Here is a 15,941-nt window from a genome sequence, read left to right as displayed (position 1 = left end):
AGAAGGACTCTTACGTGAATATCCGCTCCCTCACTCGAGGCGATGGCGTGCTGATCGGTGCAGCGGTGGTGCTGTTCATCGCCTCGTTCCTCGGTATCTCCGGCTGTGACGCCGGCAAGGCCGTCTGCGACGCGGTCGACATCCCGAACTCCTGGGAGATCTCGCCTCTCGGATGGGGCTCGTTCTTCCTCGGCATCGTCGGCGCCGCGCTGATCGTCGTCTCACATGGCCTGCCGCAGCAGCGCAAGGTGGCCGGTCTGGAGCTCGGCCAGGTCGGCACCGCCTTCGGCTTCGCCTCCGCGTGGACGCTCCTCATGTGGTTCTTCGAGTCGGAGAACGCCGGCGCCGGTCTGGTCCTGGGTCTGATCGCCGCGCTCGTCCTCGCGGGTGCCGCGGTCGCCGCGCCGCTGGTACCGGCCCTCAACACCCCGCTGATGAGCGCGCCGTCGCCGCAGGCCCAGCAGCCGTACGGCGTGCAGCCGGGCCAGCCCGGCGCCCCCGGCGGTTATGGATACCCGGGCGCCCAGCAGCAGCCGTACGGCCAGGGCGCCCCTCAGCAGAGCCAGGTTCAGGGTTCGCCGTTCGCCGCCCAGGACCACCAGCAGTCGGCCACGGCCCAGCCGTCGCAGAACCAGGCCCCGCGGCCCTCCGGCGACTTCTCGCCCTTCTGGTTCGCCGTTCCGGTCGCCCGGCCGCTGTACGGGGAGGACGGCTCGCCGTCGCCGATCGCCGAACTGGCCCCCGGCACCTGGTACCTGGCGGTCGAGCAGCGCGGTCCGAGCCTGATCGCGCAGACCCAGGACGGGCGCCGCGGCGTCCTGCAGGACACGTCCGGCATCCAGCGCGGCTGACCGGACACCCGCACCGCCTTCCGCCCCGACGGCCCCGCGCCCGGAATCCCTTCCGGGCGCGGGGCCGTTGGCGTACAGTCCCCCCTCCAGAATGTGACACACCGTCAGAGAGGTGGGTGGGGGCATGCGGCTCGGACTCGCCCTCGGCTACTGGGGGCGCGGCCCCGCCGCCGGGCATCCGGCGCTGGCCCGCGAGGCCGAGCGGCTCGGATACGACTCCGTCTGGACCGCCGAGGCGTGGGGGTCGGACGCGTTCACCACCCTGACCTGGATCGCGGCGCACACCCGCAGGATCCGGCTCGGCACGGCGGTCGCGCAGATGGCCGCCAGGACGCCGACGGCCACCGCCATGCACGCGCTCACCCTGGATCATCTCTCCGGTGGGCGGATGATGCTCGGCCTGGGGCTGTCCGGACCGCAGGTCGTCGAGGGCTGGTACGGCCGCCCCTTTCCCCGCAGTCCGCTCACCGCGACCCGTGAGTACGTGGACGTCGTCCGCCAGGTCCTGCGCCGCGAGGGCCCCGTCGCGCTCGACGGCCGCTTCCACGCCCATCCCTACACCGGAGCGGACGGCACCGGCCTGGGGAAGTCGCTCCGTCCGATCACCCACCCACTGCGGGCCGACCTGCCCGTACTGCTGGGTGCCGAGGGACCGAAGAACATCGCGCAGACGCTCACGCTCGCGGACGGCTGGCTGCCGCTCTACTGGTCGCCGCAGCGGTACGCACGGGCCTACCGGCTGCCGGAGAAGCTGCCCGAGGGGTTCACGGTCGCCCCTCTGGTCCGCGCCCGGGTCTGCGACGACCCCGCCGAAGGACTCCTGCCGGTCAAGGCGATGCTCGGCTTCTACATCGGCGGGATGGGGCACACCGCGCGCAACTTCCACGCCGATCTGATGGGAAGGATGGGGTACGAGGCCGAGGCCCGTCGCGTCCAGGAGCTGTTCGCGGCCGGCCGCCGCGAGGAGGCCGTGCTCGCCGTGCCGGACGCCTTCGCGGACGAGGTCTCGCTGGTGGGCCCGAAGGAACGGATCGCCGAACGGCTCGAACTGTGGCGCGCCGGTCCGGTCACCGACCTGCTGGTCACGGCACCGGACCCGGACACCCTGCGGGTCCTGGCGGAACTCAACGCTTGACGTGCAACCTCTCTCTGAAGGGAGAGGATTCCGCCTTCCGGTCCGGTGCTGCTCCGCTACGCGGCGCGGGCTCCGGCATGGAGTCCGTGGCTTCTCGCTTCTTCACACCCCGCCACAGCCTGGGGCTGTGGTCTTCCGGGCGCTCCGTGGGCATGTCCCGCTCGGCCAGCGGCGTGCTTTACGTTGATCGCTGCGTTGATGTCCCGGTCCAGCCGCACACCGCACGCGGGGCCCACCCGCCGCTGCTCGGACGACCGGGGAGACCTCGGCCGGCCAGGCCCGCTCCGGCGTGCGCTTGGCCTGGGTGATCAATGTGGCCGACAGCTCGGCCATCGACGGCGCCTTGCGCCCTTCGGCGCGGGCCGCCTCGCGGGCGGCGATCGCGTCGTTGTGCACCACCCGCGCACACCCGAACGCACGGGCCGGCGCGGTGCGCCGGCCCGGCGTGGGGGTGAGGCCGAAGGAGTACCTGAGCCGCATGACGGCCACCGTACGTACGCCGGTCAGCAGCACTCGGGCGGGAGACCCTTCGGCAGCCGCTCGGCACCGAACACCGCCACCGTCGCCTCGTCGCCGCCGAGCGCCGCGACGGCCAGGAGCAGCGAACCCGCCGTCCAGGTGGTGAGTTCCTCGGGCCACACGGCCGCGTCGCCCTCGAAGACGTAGCCCGTCCAGTACATACCGCCCTCGGCGCGCAGGTGCTGGATGGACTGGAGGATCTCCAGGGCGCGGTCCGACTCCCCCGTCAGCCACAGGGCGAGGGCGAGTTCGCAGCTCTCGCCGCCGGTCACCCAGGGGTTGGGCAGCACACAGCGCACGCCGAGTCCGGGAACCACGAAGTCGTCCCAGTGCGCGTCGATGCGGGCCTGCGCCGCGGGGCCGGTGAGCGCGCCGCCGAGAACCGGGTAGTACCAGTCCATGGAGTAGCGGGACTTGTCGAGGAAGCGCTCGGGGTGGCTGCGGATCGCGTGGCCCAGCGCGCCGGCCGCGAGTTCCCAGTCGGGCTGCGGTTCCTCGCGTTCCTCGGCGATCGCGAGGGCACAGCGCAGTGCCTGGTGGATGGAGGAGCTGCCGGTGAGCAGAGCGTCGTCCACGGGAGTGCCGTCGGCCTCGCGCTTCCACCCGATCTGGCCGCCGGGCTGCTGGAGGGCGAGGACGAACTCGACGGCGGCGTAGACGACGGGCCACATCCGGTCGAGGAACGCCTCGTCGCCGGTGGCCAGGTAGTGGTGCCAGACGCCGACGGCGACGTAGGCCACGAAGTTGGTCTCCCGGCCGCGGTCGGTGACCTGGTCGTGCGCCCCGTCGTGGTAGGCGGCGTACCAGGAGCCGTCGCCGTTCTGGTGCCGGGCCAGCCAGTCGTAGGCGCGGGCCGCGGCGGGGTGTTCGCCGGCGGCGTCCAGGGCCATGGCGGCCTCGATGTGGTCCCACGGGTCGAGGTGATGGCCTCGGAACCACGGTATGGCGCCGTCCTCGCGCTGCCCGGCGAGGATTCCGGCGACGGTCTCGGCGGCCTGCTCCGCGGTGAGGACCCCGGGCAGGAGGAGGTGCTCCGCGATCCGCTCGGGGCTCGTCACGCGCCGGCCTCGGCGGTGGTACCGGAGACGGCGGCCGGGGCGGCGGCCTCGGCGGGCAGGTGCGGCTTGGTGGCGTAGACGACGAGGCTCTTGCCGACCACCGGGTTGAGCAGTTGTTCGGCGACCCGGGTGAGGGCGGGCTTCTTCATGATGTCCCAGACCAGGAGCTTGTGGTAGGCGCGCACCGGCAGCGCCTTGTCGTTGTCCACGCCGAAGGCGCACTTGAGCCACCAGTACGGGGCGTGCAGCGCGTGCGCGTGGTGGGTTCCGTAGGGCCGCAGCCCGGCCTGGCGGATCCTGCCGAGGAGTTCGTCGGCCTTGTAGATGCGGATGTGGCCGCCCTCGACCTCGTGGTAGGCGTCGGAGAGCGCCCAGCAGACCTTCTCGGGGCCGTAGCGGGGCACGGTGATCGCGATCCGGCCGCCGGGGCGGAGCACGCGGACCATCTCGGCGAGGACGCCCTTGTCGTCCGGGATGTGCTCCATGACCTCGGAGATGATCACGACGTCGAAGGAGTCGTCGGGGAAGGGGAGGTTGAGGGCGTCGCCCTCCATGGCGGTCGCGGTGGCGCCCGCCGGGGCCTCGCCGGCCTCCTTCATCGCCGCGAACCACGTGGCGACCTCCCGGATCTCCTCGGCGTTCCGGTCGAGGGCCACGACCTGGGCGCCGCGCCGGTAGCACTCGAAGGCGTGCCGGCCCGCACCACAGCCCAGGTCGAGCACGCGGTCGCCGGGGGCGAGCGGGAAGCGGGTGAAGTCGACGGTCAGCACGAGGTCTGCCCTTCCGGATGGCCGGGGGCCGCGGGGCGGCCCGGAGTCGTGCCCGCGGTGCGGGACAGGGGGTATCCCGCCGGGCGGGAGTGGGGGTGCGGCGCGCGGCGGCGGGGCGCGGTCACCGGCGGGCCCCGCGGCGGGCGATCGCCTCGCGGTACAGCTCCGCCGTGCCCTGGGCGGCCCGGGCCCAGGTGAAGTTCGCCAGGACGCGGGCGCGTCCGGCGGCGCCCAGCCGGGCGCGCAGTCCGGGGTCGCCGAGCAGCCGGCCAAGGGCGGCGGCGAGCGCGCCGGCGTCGCCCGGGGGCACCGCGAGGCAGCTCTCGCCGTCGGGACCGGCCACCTCGGGGATCGCTCCGCCGGTGGTGGCGACGAGCGGGGTCCCGGTGGCCATGGCCTCGGCGGCGGGCAGGGAGAAGCCCTCGTAGAGGGAGGGCACGCAGGAGACCTGGGCGGAGCGCACGAGGTCGACGAGTTCGGCGTCGGTGATGCCCTTGACGAACTCGACGGCGTGCTGGAGGCCGAACCGTTCGATGGCCCGTGCGACGGGGCCGTCCTCAGCCCGTTTGCCGACGACGACGAGGTGCGCGGCCGGGTTCTCGGTGCGCAGTTTGGCGAGCGCCTCGACGAGATGGACCAGGCCCTTGAGGGGCACGTCGGCGCTGGAGGTGGTGACGATCCGGCCGGGGACCTCGGCGACGGACGGGTCCGGGGACCACAGTGCGACGTCGGCGCCGATGTGGACGACGCGGATGCGCTCGTCCCGTACCCCGAGGTGGTCGGCGATCTCCTGCCGTGAGGTGCCGGAGACGGTCAGCACGGACGGCAGCCGGCGGGCCACCCGCTTCTGCATGCGGGTGAAGGCGTACCAGCGGCGGACGGAGGCCCGGCGCTGCCAGCCGGCGGCGGCGTCGAGTTCGAGCTGCCGGTCGACGGTGATCGGGTGGTGGATGGTGGTGACCAGAGGGGCTCCGAGCGCGGCGGGGCCTCCGAGGAGGCCGTAGCCGAGGGTCTGGTTGTCGTGCACGACGTCGAAGTCGCCGCGGCGGGCGGCGAGCATGCGGCGGGCCCGCAGCGAGAAGGTGAGCGGCTCCGGGAAGCCGCCGGTCCACATGGTGGCGACTTCGAGCGCGTCGATCCAGTCGCGGTACTCGTCGCGCTTGGGGGTCCGGAAGGGGTCGGGCGAGCGGTAGAGGTCGAGGCTGGCCAGCTCGGTGAGCGGAACCCCCTCGTCCAGCGTGGGGTAGGGCTGCGAGCCGATGACCTCGACGCTGTGTCCGAGCCGGGCGAGTTCGCGGGAGAGGTGCCGTACGTAGACGCCCTGGCCGCCGCAGAACGGGTTCCCCTTGTACGTCAGGAGAGCGATCCGCAACGGACGGTCACCATCCCCGGTCGCGCCCTTGCGGGGGCCTGCCTCTATGGCCTCAGCGGTCATTCGCGGCCCCCATTCTCGCGTGCGTTTCGCGGGAGCGTAACCGCTCGCGCTAATCTAGAACAAGTTACAGACTTGATCGTTCTTGATCCTCCAGGGAGCACTGAATCTACCGGCAGGTAGCTCAGCCGTAAGAGCCGGATCAGGTGATTCGCGCCACGGCGGGCACCGTGCCGTACCGTCGCCTCCTCACCGCACGGAACGGGACCCATGACCGCGGAAGACAGACCCGACTCGCCACCCCTGACAGAGCGCCAGGAGGCCCGCCGCCGCCGCATCCTGCACGCCAGCGCGCAACTGGCCGGCCGGGGCGGCTTCGAGGCCGTGCAGATGCGGGAGGTCGCCGAGGCGGCCGGGGTGGCGCTGGGGACGCTGTACCGCTACTTCCCCTCCAAGATCCATCTGCTGGTCGCCACCATGCAGGACCAGCTTCAGCACCTGCACGCCACCCTGCGCAAGCGCCCGCCGGCGGGCGCGACCTCGGCGGAACGGGTGGCGGAGACCCTGATGCGGGCGTTCCGCGCGCTCCAGCGGGAACCACAGCTCGCGGACGCGATGGTAAGGGCACTGACGTTCGCGGACCGAAGCGTGAGCCCCGAGGTGGACACGGTGTCGCGGGTCACCACGGCGATCATCCTGGACGCCATGGGCCTGGAGCATCCGACACCCCAGCAGCTCTCCGCGGTGCGGGTGATCGAGCACACCTGGCACTCGGCGCTGATCACCTGGCTCTCGGGGCGTGCGTCGATCGCGCAGGTGAAGATCGACATCGAGACGGTCTGCCGACTGATCGACCTGACGTCTCCGGCCGCGCCTCCCGAGGGCCCGGGGCGGCCCGAGTCGTCGCGCTGACGGCCTCTCCCCGCGCCTCGCTCCGGCTCCGTCACGCGGGACCCGGCCCCGCCCTCGCCTTCCGGGTTACCCCTCGGGAGGGAAGACCGGCTCCCCGCCGTCGAGGAGCGTGATCAGGATCGCCTCCACCGGGCAGCCCTCGGCCGCCGCGAGGACGCCCTCGTTCGCGTCGGACTCCGGAGCGGCGGGGTGCGACTGCCGGGCCGTGTCCAGCCGGAAGCCGTGCGGGGCGTGGCCGACGCACATACCGGAACCGATGCAGACTCTCCGGTCGACCTCCACACGCCAGCGGTCGCCCATCAGGCACCACCGGTCCCCTCGTATCCGGCCGGCAGGTGGATCATCTTGTGCTCCAGGTACGCGCCGAAGCCCTCCGGCCCGAACTCCCTGCCCAGGCCGGAGTTCTTGTAGCCGCCGAACGGTCCCAGCATGTCCAGGCTGAAGGTGTTGACGTTGAAGGTACCGGTGCGTACCCCGCGGGCGAAGGCGATGCCCCGCTCCACGTCACCGGTCCAGACGCTGCCGCTCAGCCCGTAGTCGGAGTCGTTCGCGATCCGTAGCGCCTCGCCCTCGTCCGCGTAGGGGAGGAGACAGATGACCGGGCCGAAGATCTCCTCCCGGGCGACGCGCATGGTGTTGTCGACGTCGCCGAAGAGAGTGGGCTCGACATACCAGCCGCGGTCCGGTCCCCGGCCGCCACCCGTGAGGATCTTGGCGCCCTCCTCCTGGCCCAGCCTGATGTAGTCGAGGGAGCGCTGCTGCTGACGCCGGGCCACCAGGGGGCCCACCTGGGTCGCCGGGTCGAGCGGGTCACCGACCTTCAACGCCCCGGCCGCAGCCGCGAACGCCTCGGCGGTCTCCTCGTACCGGGCGCGTGGCACCAGGATGCGGGTCTGGGCGACGCACGCCTGACCGTTGTTCATCCAGGCGGCCGGGACGATCCCGGCGACGGCGGTGGCCACATCCGCGTCCGGCAGGACGACCGCCGCGGACTTGCCGCCGAGCTCCAGGGTGACGCGGGTGAGGTTCCGGGAGGCGACCTCCATCACGCGTTTCCCGGCCGCGACCGATCCGGTGAACGAGACCTTGTCGACGCCCGGGTGCCCGACCAGGTACTCGCTGACCTCACGGCCGGCGGGCAGGACGGAAAGGACGCCTTCGGGCAGCCCGGCCCCGGCCGCGATCTCGGCGAGGATGTACGAGTCGAGCGGCGCCTCCGGCGAGGGCTTGAGGATCACCGAGCAGCCCGCGAGGAGCGCGGGGCCCAGCTTGGCGGCGGCCGTGAACTGCGGAACGTTCCAGGGGATCACGGCCGCGACGACGCCCACCGGCTCGCGCCGCACGAGCAGCGGCCCGAGCACCCCGGCCCGCCGCTCCTCGTAGCGGAAGTCCCGGGCGACCGTGAGGGCGGCGTCCCAGACCATCATCGCGCCGAGCGCCTGGGCGAGCACGCTCCAGGAGTACGGAGAGCCGTTCTGCGAGGAGATCGACCGGGCGATCTCCTCGTGGCGCGCGGCGACGGCGTCCTTGATCCGGGTGACGACCTCGATGCGCTCCTCCGGTGTGGCCCGCGGCCACGGGCCGTGGTCGAAGGCCCTGCGGGCGGCGGCGACGGCACGGTCGACATCGGCCTCGGAGGCGTGCGGCACCCGGCCGATGACCTCCTCGGTGTGCGGTGAGACGACCTCGATGACATCACCACCGAGCGGGTCGACCGGCGCGCCGCCGATGAACAGCTTTCCGTGCTCCACAAGCTCGGTCATGGCCACTGCCTCCCGGAAACCCACGACGGTTTCTGACTATGCATCAGAACTGATACCAGTTCCGGTCCCACTTGACCAGACGCGGAACCGGGCAGGCCCCCACCAGCGGGTTTACCGCCGGGGGGTGGGGACTCAACGGGACACCCCGCACGGCGGGCGCACCCTCGCGAGCCCGAGGACATCATCCGACTGATGAAGTGTCAGTTCTGGCTATAGTGGGCCGACGCCGAACAAGTGCCTTGCCGCCGAGCAGAGATGAGGTCCGATGACCCAGGTGACCGAGCACGGCGGAGGCGTCTGGTCGATCCGGGTCCCCATCCCGGACAACCCGCTCGGGCACACCCTCGTCCATCTCGTCGACACCCGCCGCGGCCCCGTCCTCATCGACACCGGCTGGGACGATCCGGCATCCTGGCGCGAACTACGCGACGGGCTGAGCACGTTGGGGACCTCCGTGGCGGAGGTCCACGGGATCGTCATCACCCACCACCACCCCGACCACCACGGGCTCTCCGGGAAGGTCCGCGAGGCGTCCGGCGCGTGGATCGCCATGCACGCCGCCGACACCGCCGTCGTACGCCGCACCCGCACGGCCGAGCCGGCCGTCTGGCTCGGCTATCTCGCGCGGAAGCTGGCCGCCGCCGGCGCACCCGAGGAACACACCGCCCCGCTGCTCGCCGCCAGATCGGGCGGCCGGACCCGTCGTCTGCCCGGACTGGACTCCGCGCTGCCCGACCGCGAGATCGTCCCCGGCGAGCTGCTCGACCTCGCCGGACGACGGCTGCGGGCGGTCTGGACCCCCGGGCACACACCCGGCCACGTCTGCCTCCATCTGGAGGAGGAACACCCCGGGCGGCTGGCCGGCCACGGCCGGCTCTTCTCCGGCGACCACCTGCTGCCCGGCATCACACCCCACATCGGCCTGTACGAGGACCCCGACGACACCACCGTCACAGATCCGCTGGGCGACTACCTGGACTCGCTGGAGCGCGTCGGCCGACTCGGCGTCGCCGAGGTGCTGCCCGCCCACCAGCACGCCTTCACCGACTCGGCCGGACGGGTGCGGGAACTGCTCGGCCACCACGAGGAGCGGCTGGCCGGACTCCTCGGCCTGCTGGCGACCCCGCTCACCCCCTGGCAGCTGGCCGAACGGATGGAGTGGAACCGTCCGTGGGCACAGATCCCGCACACCTCGCGCACCATCGCCGTCAGCGAGGCCGAGGCCCATGTGCGCCGCCTGGTGAAGCGAGGCCGCGCGGAGCCGGCCCCGGGCACGGACCCGGTGGCGTACATCGCGGTGTGAGCCCGCCGGGTGACCTCCGGCCGGAAGGCGGACACGGCGCGGTGCGTGTTCCCCGTCACCGGGGACGCCCCCCGTGCGGACCCGGCGCGGACCCGGCGGGCAGGCCGGCGGCGCGGGGGACGCGCGGGTGGAGCGTGACCGCCCCGCCGGGAGCCACCCGACGGGCTCCGACGGCGCCCCGCACCCTCGGGGAGGTCCCCGTTACGGGCCGGTACAGTGAGCGGGTCGTCATCATGCCCGTACGGGGGGAAGCCGGTGGGAATCCGGCGCTGACCCGCAACCGTGAGCCGTCGTCGCAGCCGCCCAGGCCCGCCGAAGGCGAGCCGGAATGCCCCGTCCGGGACGTGAACGCCGGCACCGTCGAGGAATACGGAGCCGAGCCTGGTGCCTTGTGCGTGCCGGTGCCCGGCCGCAGGAGAGGCCAGCACGCATGATCACCGTCCGCCGCGGCGCCGCCGCGCTCGCAGTCGCCACTGTGCTCTGCACCGGCACGGCCCCCACCGCGTTCGCCGCGCCGTCGCCGTCGCCCACCCCCGCGCCCGAGGTCCCGGCCGGGCTGTACGGCGAGAAGGACCCGACCTACGACGGCGTCTGGCGCCAGTCCCTCGCCTTCATCGCCCTGCGGACGCAGCAGGTCCAGCCCGCCGAGCAGGCCGTGGCATGGCTTCGGCAGCAGCAGTGCGAGAGCGGCGCCTTCGCCTCCTACCGTCCGGACCCGGCCAAGGCGTGCGATCCGGCCACGATGCTCGACACCAACGCCACCGCCGTCGCCGTGCAGGCCCTGAACGCGGTGCGCGCCAAGAGCACCGACCCGGACGCGGTCGCCAAGGCCGCCAAGGCCGGCGCGGGCTGGCTCAAGGGCGTGCAGAACAAGGACGGCGGCTGGGGCTACAACCCTGGCGGCCCCAGCGACGCCAACTCCACCTCGGTCGTGATCGGCGCGCTCACCGCGCTGGGCGAGAAGCCGGGCGACGTGAAGTCCGTCGACGGGAGGACCCCGTACGACGCGCTGCTCGGCTTCGCGATCCCCTGTGCCGCGCAGGAGGGGGCGGGCGCCTTCGCCTACCAGCCCGACAAGAACGGCACGCTGCTCGCCAACGCCGACGCGACCGCCGCGGCCACCCTCGCGGGGCTCGGCAAGGGCATGACCGCCGACGGGGTCACCCCCGAGCAGGCCCCGGCCTGCACGGACCTGCCCAAGCCCACCGCCGAGCGGGCCGCCCTGAACGGCGCCTCCTACCTGGCCGCCGCCCTGGCGAAGACGGGCCACCTGAACACCCCGCCGATGCCCGGGGCCGCCGACGCCGCCGAACTGCCCGACCACGGCAACACCGCCGACGCCGTCGTGGCGCTCGCCGCTGCCGGCGCCATGAAGGAGGCCGACGGCGCTCTGACCTGGCTGCAGCAGAACTCCGCCGACTGGGCGCGGGACAGCGGTCCCGCCGCCTACGCTCAGCTGGTCTTCGCCTCGAACGCGATGGACGTCGACCCGCGCCACTTCGGCTCGACCGACCTCGTGAAGGCGCTGAGCGCCACCGGCCCGGCGCCCCAGGCGGCGGCCGGGTCCTCGGCGGACGAGACCGCCGAGGACGAGGACTCCGGCTCCTTCGACCTGTGGTGGATCATCGGCATCGGCATGGTCGTGGGCGTCGGCATCGGCTTCCTGATCAGCGGCCGCAAGAAGTGAGGACCCGGCTCCTCGGCGGAAGCGCCACGGCCCGTGGCGCCGCCGGTCTCCTCCCGGCCGCCCTGGCGCCGCTCCTCCTGACCATGGCCGCCGCCGCGCCGGCTCAGGCCGTCGGCTACCGCTACTGGTCCTTCTGGGAGAGCGACGGCGGCGCCTGGACGTACGCCACCCAGGGCCCGGCGACCGCCCGGCCCGCCGACGGGGACGTGAACGGTTTCCGCTTCGCGGTCAGCAAGGACTCCAGCGACGCCGCCCGGCCCTCCGCCGCCCCCGACTTCCAGGCGATCTGCTCCGCCACCGAGCCGAAGGCCGGTGCCAAGCGGGTCGCGGTGGTGATCGACTTCGGCGGTCCGGCGGACGCCCCGCCGGGCGAGACGCCGCCGGAGCCCGCGCTGAAGGTCGGCTGCGCGCAGGTGCGCGAGGCGGCGACCGGCGCGGAGGCGCTGGCCGCGGTCGCGAAGCCGCTGCGCTACGACAGCGCCGCGCTGCTGTGCGGGATCGAGGGCTACCCGGCGAAGGGCTGCGGCGAGCAGGTGTCGGAGCGGGAACCGTCCGGCACGCCCGCCGGGCGGCCGACCGCCTCGGCCGCCGCGCCGCCGGAAGACGGGGAGCAGCGTGACGACGGCGGACCGTCCGTCGGGATCGTCGCGGGCGGAGCCGCCGTGCTCGTACTCGGAGGAGCCGCCGTCCTGCGGGCCCGTCGCCGGCGATGACGACGCTCCGCGCCCCGGAGGCGAACCGCTCCAACGCCCTGCACGCCGGCGCCTGGTGGCTGTGGGCACTGGGTCTGGCCGTGGCCGCATCCCGCACCACCAACATGCTGGTCCTGGGGCTGATCGTGGGAGTGGCCGGCTACGTCGTCGGGGCCCGCCGTACCGACGCGCCCTGGGCCCGCTCGTACGGGGCGTTCGTGAAGCTGGGACTGTTCGTGGTGTTCCTGCGGGTGGTCTTCTCCGTCGTCCTGGGCTCGCCGATCCCGGGTTCACACGTCCTGTTCACCCTGCCCGAGGTGCCGCTGCCCTCCTGGGCCCAAGGGGTCCGGATCGGGGGACGGGTCACCGCCGAGCAGGTGGTGTTCGCCCTGTACGACGGGGCGAAGCTGGCGACCCTGCTGATCTGCGTGGGCGCGGCGAACGCGCTGGCCAACCCGGCGCGGCTGCTCAAGTCCCTGCCGGGCGCGCTCTACGAGGCGGGGGTGGCCGTCGTCGTCGCGATGACGTTCGCCCCGAACATGGTCGCGGACGTGCTGCGGCTGCGCACGGCCCGGCGGCTGCGCGGGCGGCCGACGGGCGGGGTGCGGGCGGTGCTCCGGATCGGGCTTCCGGTCCTGGAGGGCGCGCTGGAGCGCTCGGTCGCGGTGGCGGCGTCGATGGACGCGCGCGGCTACGGACGCACGGCGCGGGTCCCGGCGGCCGTGCGTCGGACGACGAACGTGCTGACGCTGGGCGGGCTGCTCGGTGTGTGCGCCGGTTCGTACGGTCTGCTGGCGGCGGAGGGCGCGGGGTACGGGCTGCCGCTCGTGGTCGGCGGGCTCACCGCCGCCGTGGCCGGGCTGCGGCTGGGCGGGCGGCGTGCGGCACGGACCCGCTACCGGCCCGACCGGTGGGGCCCGCGGGCATGGCTGGTCGCCGCGTCGGGTGTCGCCGTCGCGGCGCTGATGATCCTGGCGAACGCGTACATGTACGAGGCGCTGCACCCCGGAGTCGTGCCGCTGGTGGCGCCGGAGCTGCCGCTGTGGCCCGCCGCCTCCGTCCTGGTGGGCCTGCTGCCCGCGTTCGTCGCACCGGCGCCCCGCGCCGAGGAGGTTTCCGCGTGATCCGCTTCGAGAACGTCTCCGTGACGTACGCGGAGGGGGCCCAGCCCACTCTGCGGGGCCTGGACCTGACGGTCCCCGAAGGTGAGCTGGTCCTGCTCGTCGGTCCGTCGGGCGTGGGCAAGTCGACGCTGCTCGGCGCCGTCTCGGGGCTGGTGCCGCACTTCACCGGCGGGACGCTGACGGGCCGGGTGACGGTCGCGGGACGCGACACCCGGACGCACAAGCCCCGCGAACTGGCCGACGTCGTCGGCACCGTGGGGCAGGACCCCTCGGCCCACTTCGTCACGGACACCGTCGAGGACGAGCTGGCGTACGGAATGGAGTCGCTGGGCCTGGCGCCCGGGGTGATGCGGCGCCGGGTGGAGGAGACCCTGGACCTGCTGGGGCTGGCCGAGCTGCGGGACCGGCCGATCGCCACCCTGTCCGGCGGACAGCGGCAGCGGGTCGCGATCGGTTCGGTGCTGACCCCGCACCCACGGGTCCTGGTCCTCGACGAGCCGACCTCGGCGCTCGACCCGGCGGCGGCCGAGGACGTCCTCGCGGTGCTGCAACGCCTGGTCCACGACCTGGGGACGACCATCCTGATGGCGGAGCACCGTCTGGAGCGGGTGGTGCAGTACGCGGACCAGGTGCTGCTGCTGCCCGACGGCGTCATGGGTCCGCCGGCCGACGTGATGTCCGTCTCGCCGGTGTATCCGCCGGTCGTGGCCCTGGGCCGGCTCGCCGGCTGGGAACCGCTGCCGCTGACCGTGCGGGACGCCCGACGCGGGGCGGGCGAACTACGGGAGCGTCTCCGGGACGCCACTCCGGCGCGTCCACTCCCGTCCCCGGCCCCGGCGCCGCCCTCACCCTCGCCTTCGTCCCCTTCGACGCCCCCGTCCGCCCCGATGCCCCTGCCTCGGTCGGCTTCGGCGGAAGCGGGCCGGGCCGGGAGTCCGTCCGCGACCGATCGTCGCTCGGGCTTCTCGCTGTTCCGACGGCGCCGGGGCGCCGGGGCGGCGAGGAAGCCCGACGGCTCGGGCGCACTGGTCGAGGTGCGCGGGCTCGGAGTCCGGCGTGGACGGGTCGAGGCACTGCGGAGGGTCGACCTGCGGGTCACCGTGGGAGAGACCGTGGCGCTCATGGGCCGCAACGGCGCGGGCAAGTCGACACTGCTCGGGGCCGTCGTCGGGATGATCGAGCCGACGTCCGGCGGAATCCTCGTCGGCGACCGGACCCCGCACCGCACCGACCCCCGGACGCTGATCCGGCAGGTGGGCCTGGTGCCGCAGGAACCCCGCGACCTGCTGTACGCGGACACCGTCGGCGCGGAGTGCGACGCGGCCGACGCGGACGCGGGCGCCGGACCCGGCAGCTGTCGCGCCCTCGTCTCCGCGCTGCTTCCGGGTGTGACGGACGACACCCACCCCCGCGATCTGTCGGAGGGGCAGCGTCTCGCGCTGGCCCTGGCCGTCGTGCTGACCGGACGCCCGCCCCTGATCCTCCTCGACGAGCCGACCCGGGGCCTGGACTACGCGGCCAAGGCCCGCCTCGTCACGCATCTGCGGACGCTGGCGGCCGAGGGCCACGCCATCGTGCTGGCCACGCACGACGTGGAACTCGCCGCGGAGCTGGCGCACCGGGTGGTGATCCTGGCCGGCGGTGAGATCGTCGCGGACGGTCCGACCGCCGAGGTGGTCGTCTCCTCCCCCGCCTTCTCCCCCCAGGTCGCGAAGATCCTGGCCCCCCAGCCGTGGCTCACGGTCGAACAGGTGCGGGAGGCGTTGTGAGCACCCGGACACGACCGGTCCGGCTCGGGCCGCGTTCGGTCGCCGCCCTCGTCCTGGTCTCCGTGATCGGTCTGATCGCCGTCGGCTGGCCCCTTCTGGCGGACGGTGACGCGGCGGTCACCACCCATGCCGCCGACGCGCCCTGGCTGTTCGCCGCGCTGCTTCCGCTGCTGATCGGGGTGGTGGTCGCGACGATCTCCGACTGCGGGATGGACGCGAAGGCGGTCGCGATGCTGGGCGTGCTCGCCGCCGTGGGGGCGGCGCTGCGGCCCCTGGGAGCGGGGACCGCCGGCATCGAGCCGATGTTCTTCCTGATGGTGCTGAGCGGCCGGGTCCTCGGACCGGGCTTCGGCTTCGTCCTCGGCTCGGTCACGATGTTCGCGTCCGCGCTGCTGACGGGCGGGGTGGGCCCCTGGATGCCGGTGCAGATGCTGGCGATGGGCTGGTTCACGATGGGCGCCGGCCTGCTGCCGGGACCGGAGCGGCTCCGCGGCCGGGGCGAGCTGCTGATGCTCTCGGCGTACGGGTTCCTGGCCGCCTTCGCGTACGGCACGGTCACCAATCTGTACGGCTGGGTGACGGTCGGCGGCCTGGCGCACGGGATCGCCTTCGTGCCGGGCGACCCGGTGCGGGAGAACCTCGTGCGGTTCCTGGCCTACGTACTGGCGACGTCCGTCGGCTGGGACCTCGGGCGCGCCGCGCTCACCGTCGTCCTGACCCTGACCGTCGGCGGCACCCTCCTGAAGGCGCTCCGGCGGGCCACCCGGCGGGCCAATTTCGAGGCCCAGGTCACATTCGAGGCCGCGGAAGGACCTCTTCGCGGTGAGGCGGCCCACATGACCAAAGTCCCCTACGGCCCGGAATAGTAGACAGTCGAGACCCGCCCAAATCACCCCATAGGCCCTCTTGGCCTGCGAAAACACCCGTAGCGTCGCCGCGGACGCTTCCACGGTCGTGCGAACCGCACTAGTACAAGGGGTCGTTGC

At 73.5% G+C, this 15,941-nt stretch carries 15 protein-coding genes and 1 riboswitch; of the genes, 9 read left to right on the top strand and 6 right to left on the bottom strand.

The window, feature by feature from the left end:
- Positions 1-14: 14 nt before the first annotated feature.
- Positions 15-851 carry a hypothetical protein gene (locus tag OG393_RS23660; protein WP_327376700.1) on the top strand — a complete coding sequence of 279 codons (837 nt, stop codon included), beginning with the start codon at positions 15-17 and terminating at the stop codon, positions 849-851.
- A gap of 124 nt (positions 852-975) precedes the next feature.
- Entirely contained in the window at positions 976-1,986 is a 1,011-nt protein-coding gene (locus tag OG393_RS23655) for an LLM class F420-dependent oxidoreductase (RefSeq protein ID WP_327376699.1), read from the top strand.
- 102 nt (positions 1,987-2,088) lie between these two features.
- Here OG393_RS23655 and OG393_RS23650 read toward each other — a convergent pair whose 3' ends face one another.
- The 4 genes from OG393_RS23650 to OG393_RS23635 all read right to left on the bottom strand — a co-directional run bounded on the left by OG393_RS23650 (position 2,089) and on the right by OG393_RS23635 (position 5,768).
- Complete coding sequence (locus OG393_RS23650; RefSeq protein ID WP_327376698.1) at positions 2,089-2,466, bottom strand: helix-turn-helix domain-containing protein; 378 nt, start codon at positions 2,464-2,466, stop codon at positions 2,089-2,091.
- Between the two features lie 23 nt (positions 2,467-2,489).
- Entirely contained in the window at positions 2,490-3,563 is a 1,074-nt protein-coding gene (locus OG393_RS23645) for a prenyltransferase (protein WP_327376697.1), read from the bottom strand.
- Positions 3,560-4,333, bottom strand: a complete 774-nt coding sequence (locus OG393_RS23640) for a class I SAM-dependent methyltransferase (RefSeq protein ID WP_327376696.1) — start codon at positions 4,331-4,333, stop codon at positions 3,560-3,562. Before OG393_RS23640 ends, OG393_RS23645 begins: the two co-directional genes overlap by 4 nt.
- Positions 4,334-4,454: 121 nt before the next feature.
- Positions 4,455-5,768, bottom strand: a complete 1,314-nt coding sequence (locus OG393_RS23635) for a glycosyltransferase family 4 protein (protein WP_327376695.1) — start codon at positions 5,766-5,768, stop codon at positions 4,455-4,457.
- A gap of 207 nt (positions 5,769-5,975) precedes the next feature.
- On the opposite strand from OG393_RS23635, the gene OG393_RS23630 reads away from it, so the two are divergent.
- Complete coding sequence (locus tag OG393_RS23630; RefSeq protein ID WP_327376694.1) at positions 5,976-6,617, top strand: TetR family transcriptional regulator; 642 nt, start codon at positions 5,976-5,978, stop codon at positions 6,615-6,617.
- A gap of 66 nt (positions 6,618-6,683) precedes the next feature.
- On the opposite strand, the gene OG393_RS23625 is transcribed toward OG393_RS23630, so the two are convergent.
- Together OG393_RS23625 and OG393_RS23620 are read right to left on the bottom strand one after the other, a co-directional pair.
- A complete protein-coding gene (locus tag OG393_RS23625) occupies positions 6,684-6,917 on the bottom strand; it encodes a ferredoxin (RefSeq protein WP_327376693.1) in 234 nt (77 codons plus the stop codon).
- Positions 6,917-8,380 (bottom strand): aldehyde dehydrogenase, encoded by a 1,464-nt coding sequence (locus tag OG393_RS23620; RefSeq protein WP_327376692.1) that lies wholly within the window; start codon positions 8,378-8,380, stop codon positions 6,917-6,919. Before OG393_RS23620 ends, OG393_RS23625 begins: the two co-directional genes overlap by 1 nt.
- A gap of 265 nt (positions 8,381-8,645) precedes the next feature.
- Between OG393_RS23620 and OG393_RS23615 the strand changes: the two genes are divergently transcribed.
- From OG393_RS23615 to OG393_RS23590, 6 genes are all read left to right on the top strand, one after another.
- Positions 8,646-9,683, top strand: coding sequence for an MBL fold metallo-hydrolase (locus tag OG393_RS23615; protein WP_327376691.1), 1,038 nt, complete (start codon positions 8,646-8,648; stop codon positions 9,681-9,683).
- Between the two features lie 245 nt (positions 9,684-9,928).
- Positions 9,929-10,017: riboswitch (cobalamin riboswitch) on the top strand.
- A gap of 96 nt (positions 10,018-10,113) precedes the next feature.
- Complete coding sequence (locus OG393_RS23610; protein WP_327376690.1) at positions 10,114-11,370, top strand: prenyltransferase/squalene oxidase repeat-containing protein; 1,257 nt, start codon at positions 10,114-10,116, stop codon at positions 11,368-11,370.
- An 83-nt stretch (positions 11,371-11,453) separates the two neighbouring features.
- The gene (locus tag OG393_RS23605; RefSeq protein WP_327378521.1) at positions 11,454-12,083 is read left to right on the top strand and encodes an SCO2322 family protein; all 630 of its coding nucleotides are present in this window, start codon (positions 11,454-11,456) and stop codon (positions 12,081-12,083) included.
- Positions 12,080-13,186, top strand: coding sequence for an energy-coupling factor transporter transmembrane protein EcfT (locus tag OG393_RS23600; protein WP_327376689.1), 1,107 nt, complete (start codon positions 12,080-12,082; stop codon positions 13,184-13,186). Before OG393_RS23605 ends, OG393_RS23600 begins: the two co-directional genes overlap by 4 nt.
- Positions 13,183-14,955 (top strand): ABC transporter ATP-binding protein, encoded by a 1,773-nt coding sequence (locus OG393_RS23595; RefSeq protein WP_327376688.1) that lies wholly within the window; start codon positions 13,183-13,185, stop codon positions 14,953-14,955. The genes OG393_RS23600 and OG393_RS23595 overlap by 4 nt, the downstream gene beginning before the upstream one ends.
- The gene (locus tag OG393_RS23590) at positions 14,919-15,821 is read left to right on the top strand and encodes an ECF transporter S component (protein WP_442817350.1); all 903 of its coding nucleotides are present in this window, start codon (positions 14,919-14,921) and stop codon (positions 15,819-15,821) included. Before OG393_RS23595 ends, OG393_RS23590 begins: the two co-directional genes overlap by 37 nt.
- The last annotated feature ends 120 nt before the right edge of the window (positions 15,822-15,941 follow it).

Origin of the sequence: Streptomyces sp. NBC_01216 (assembly GCF_035994945.1) — a bacterium.
Taxonomy (GTDB): Bacteria; Actinomycetota; Actinomycetes; order Streptomycetales; family Streptomycetaceae; genus Streptomyces.
This window is presented reverse-complemented; position numbering and strand designations above follow the sequence as displayed.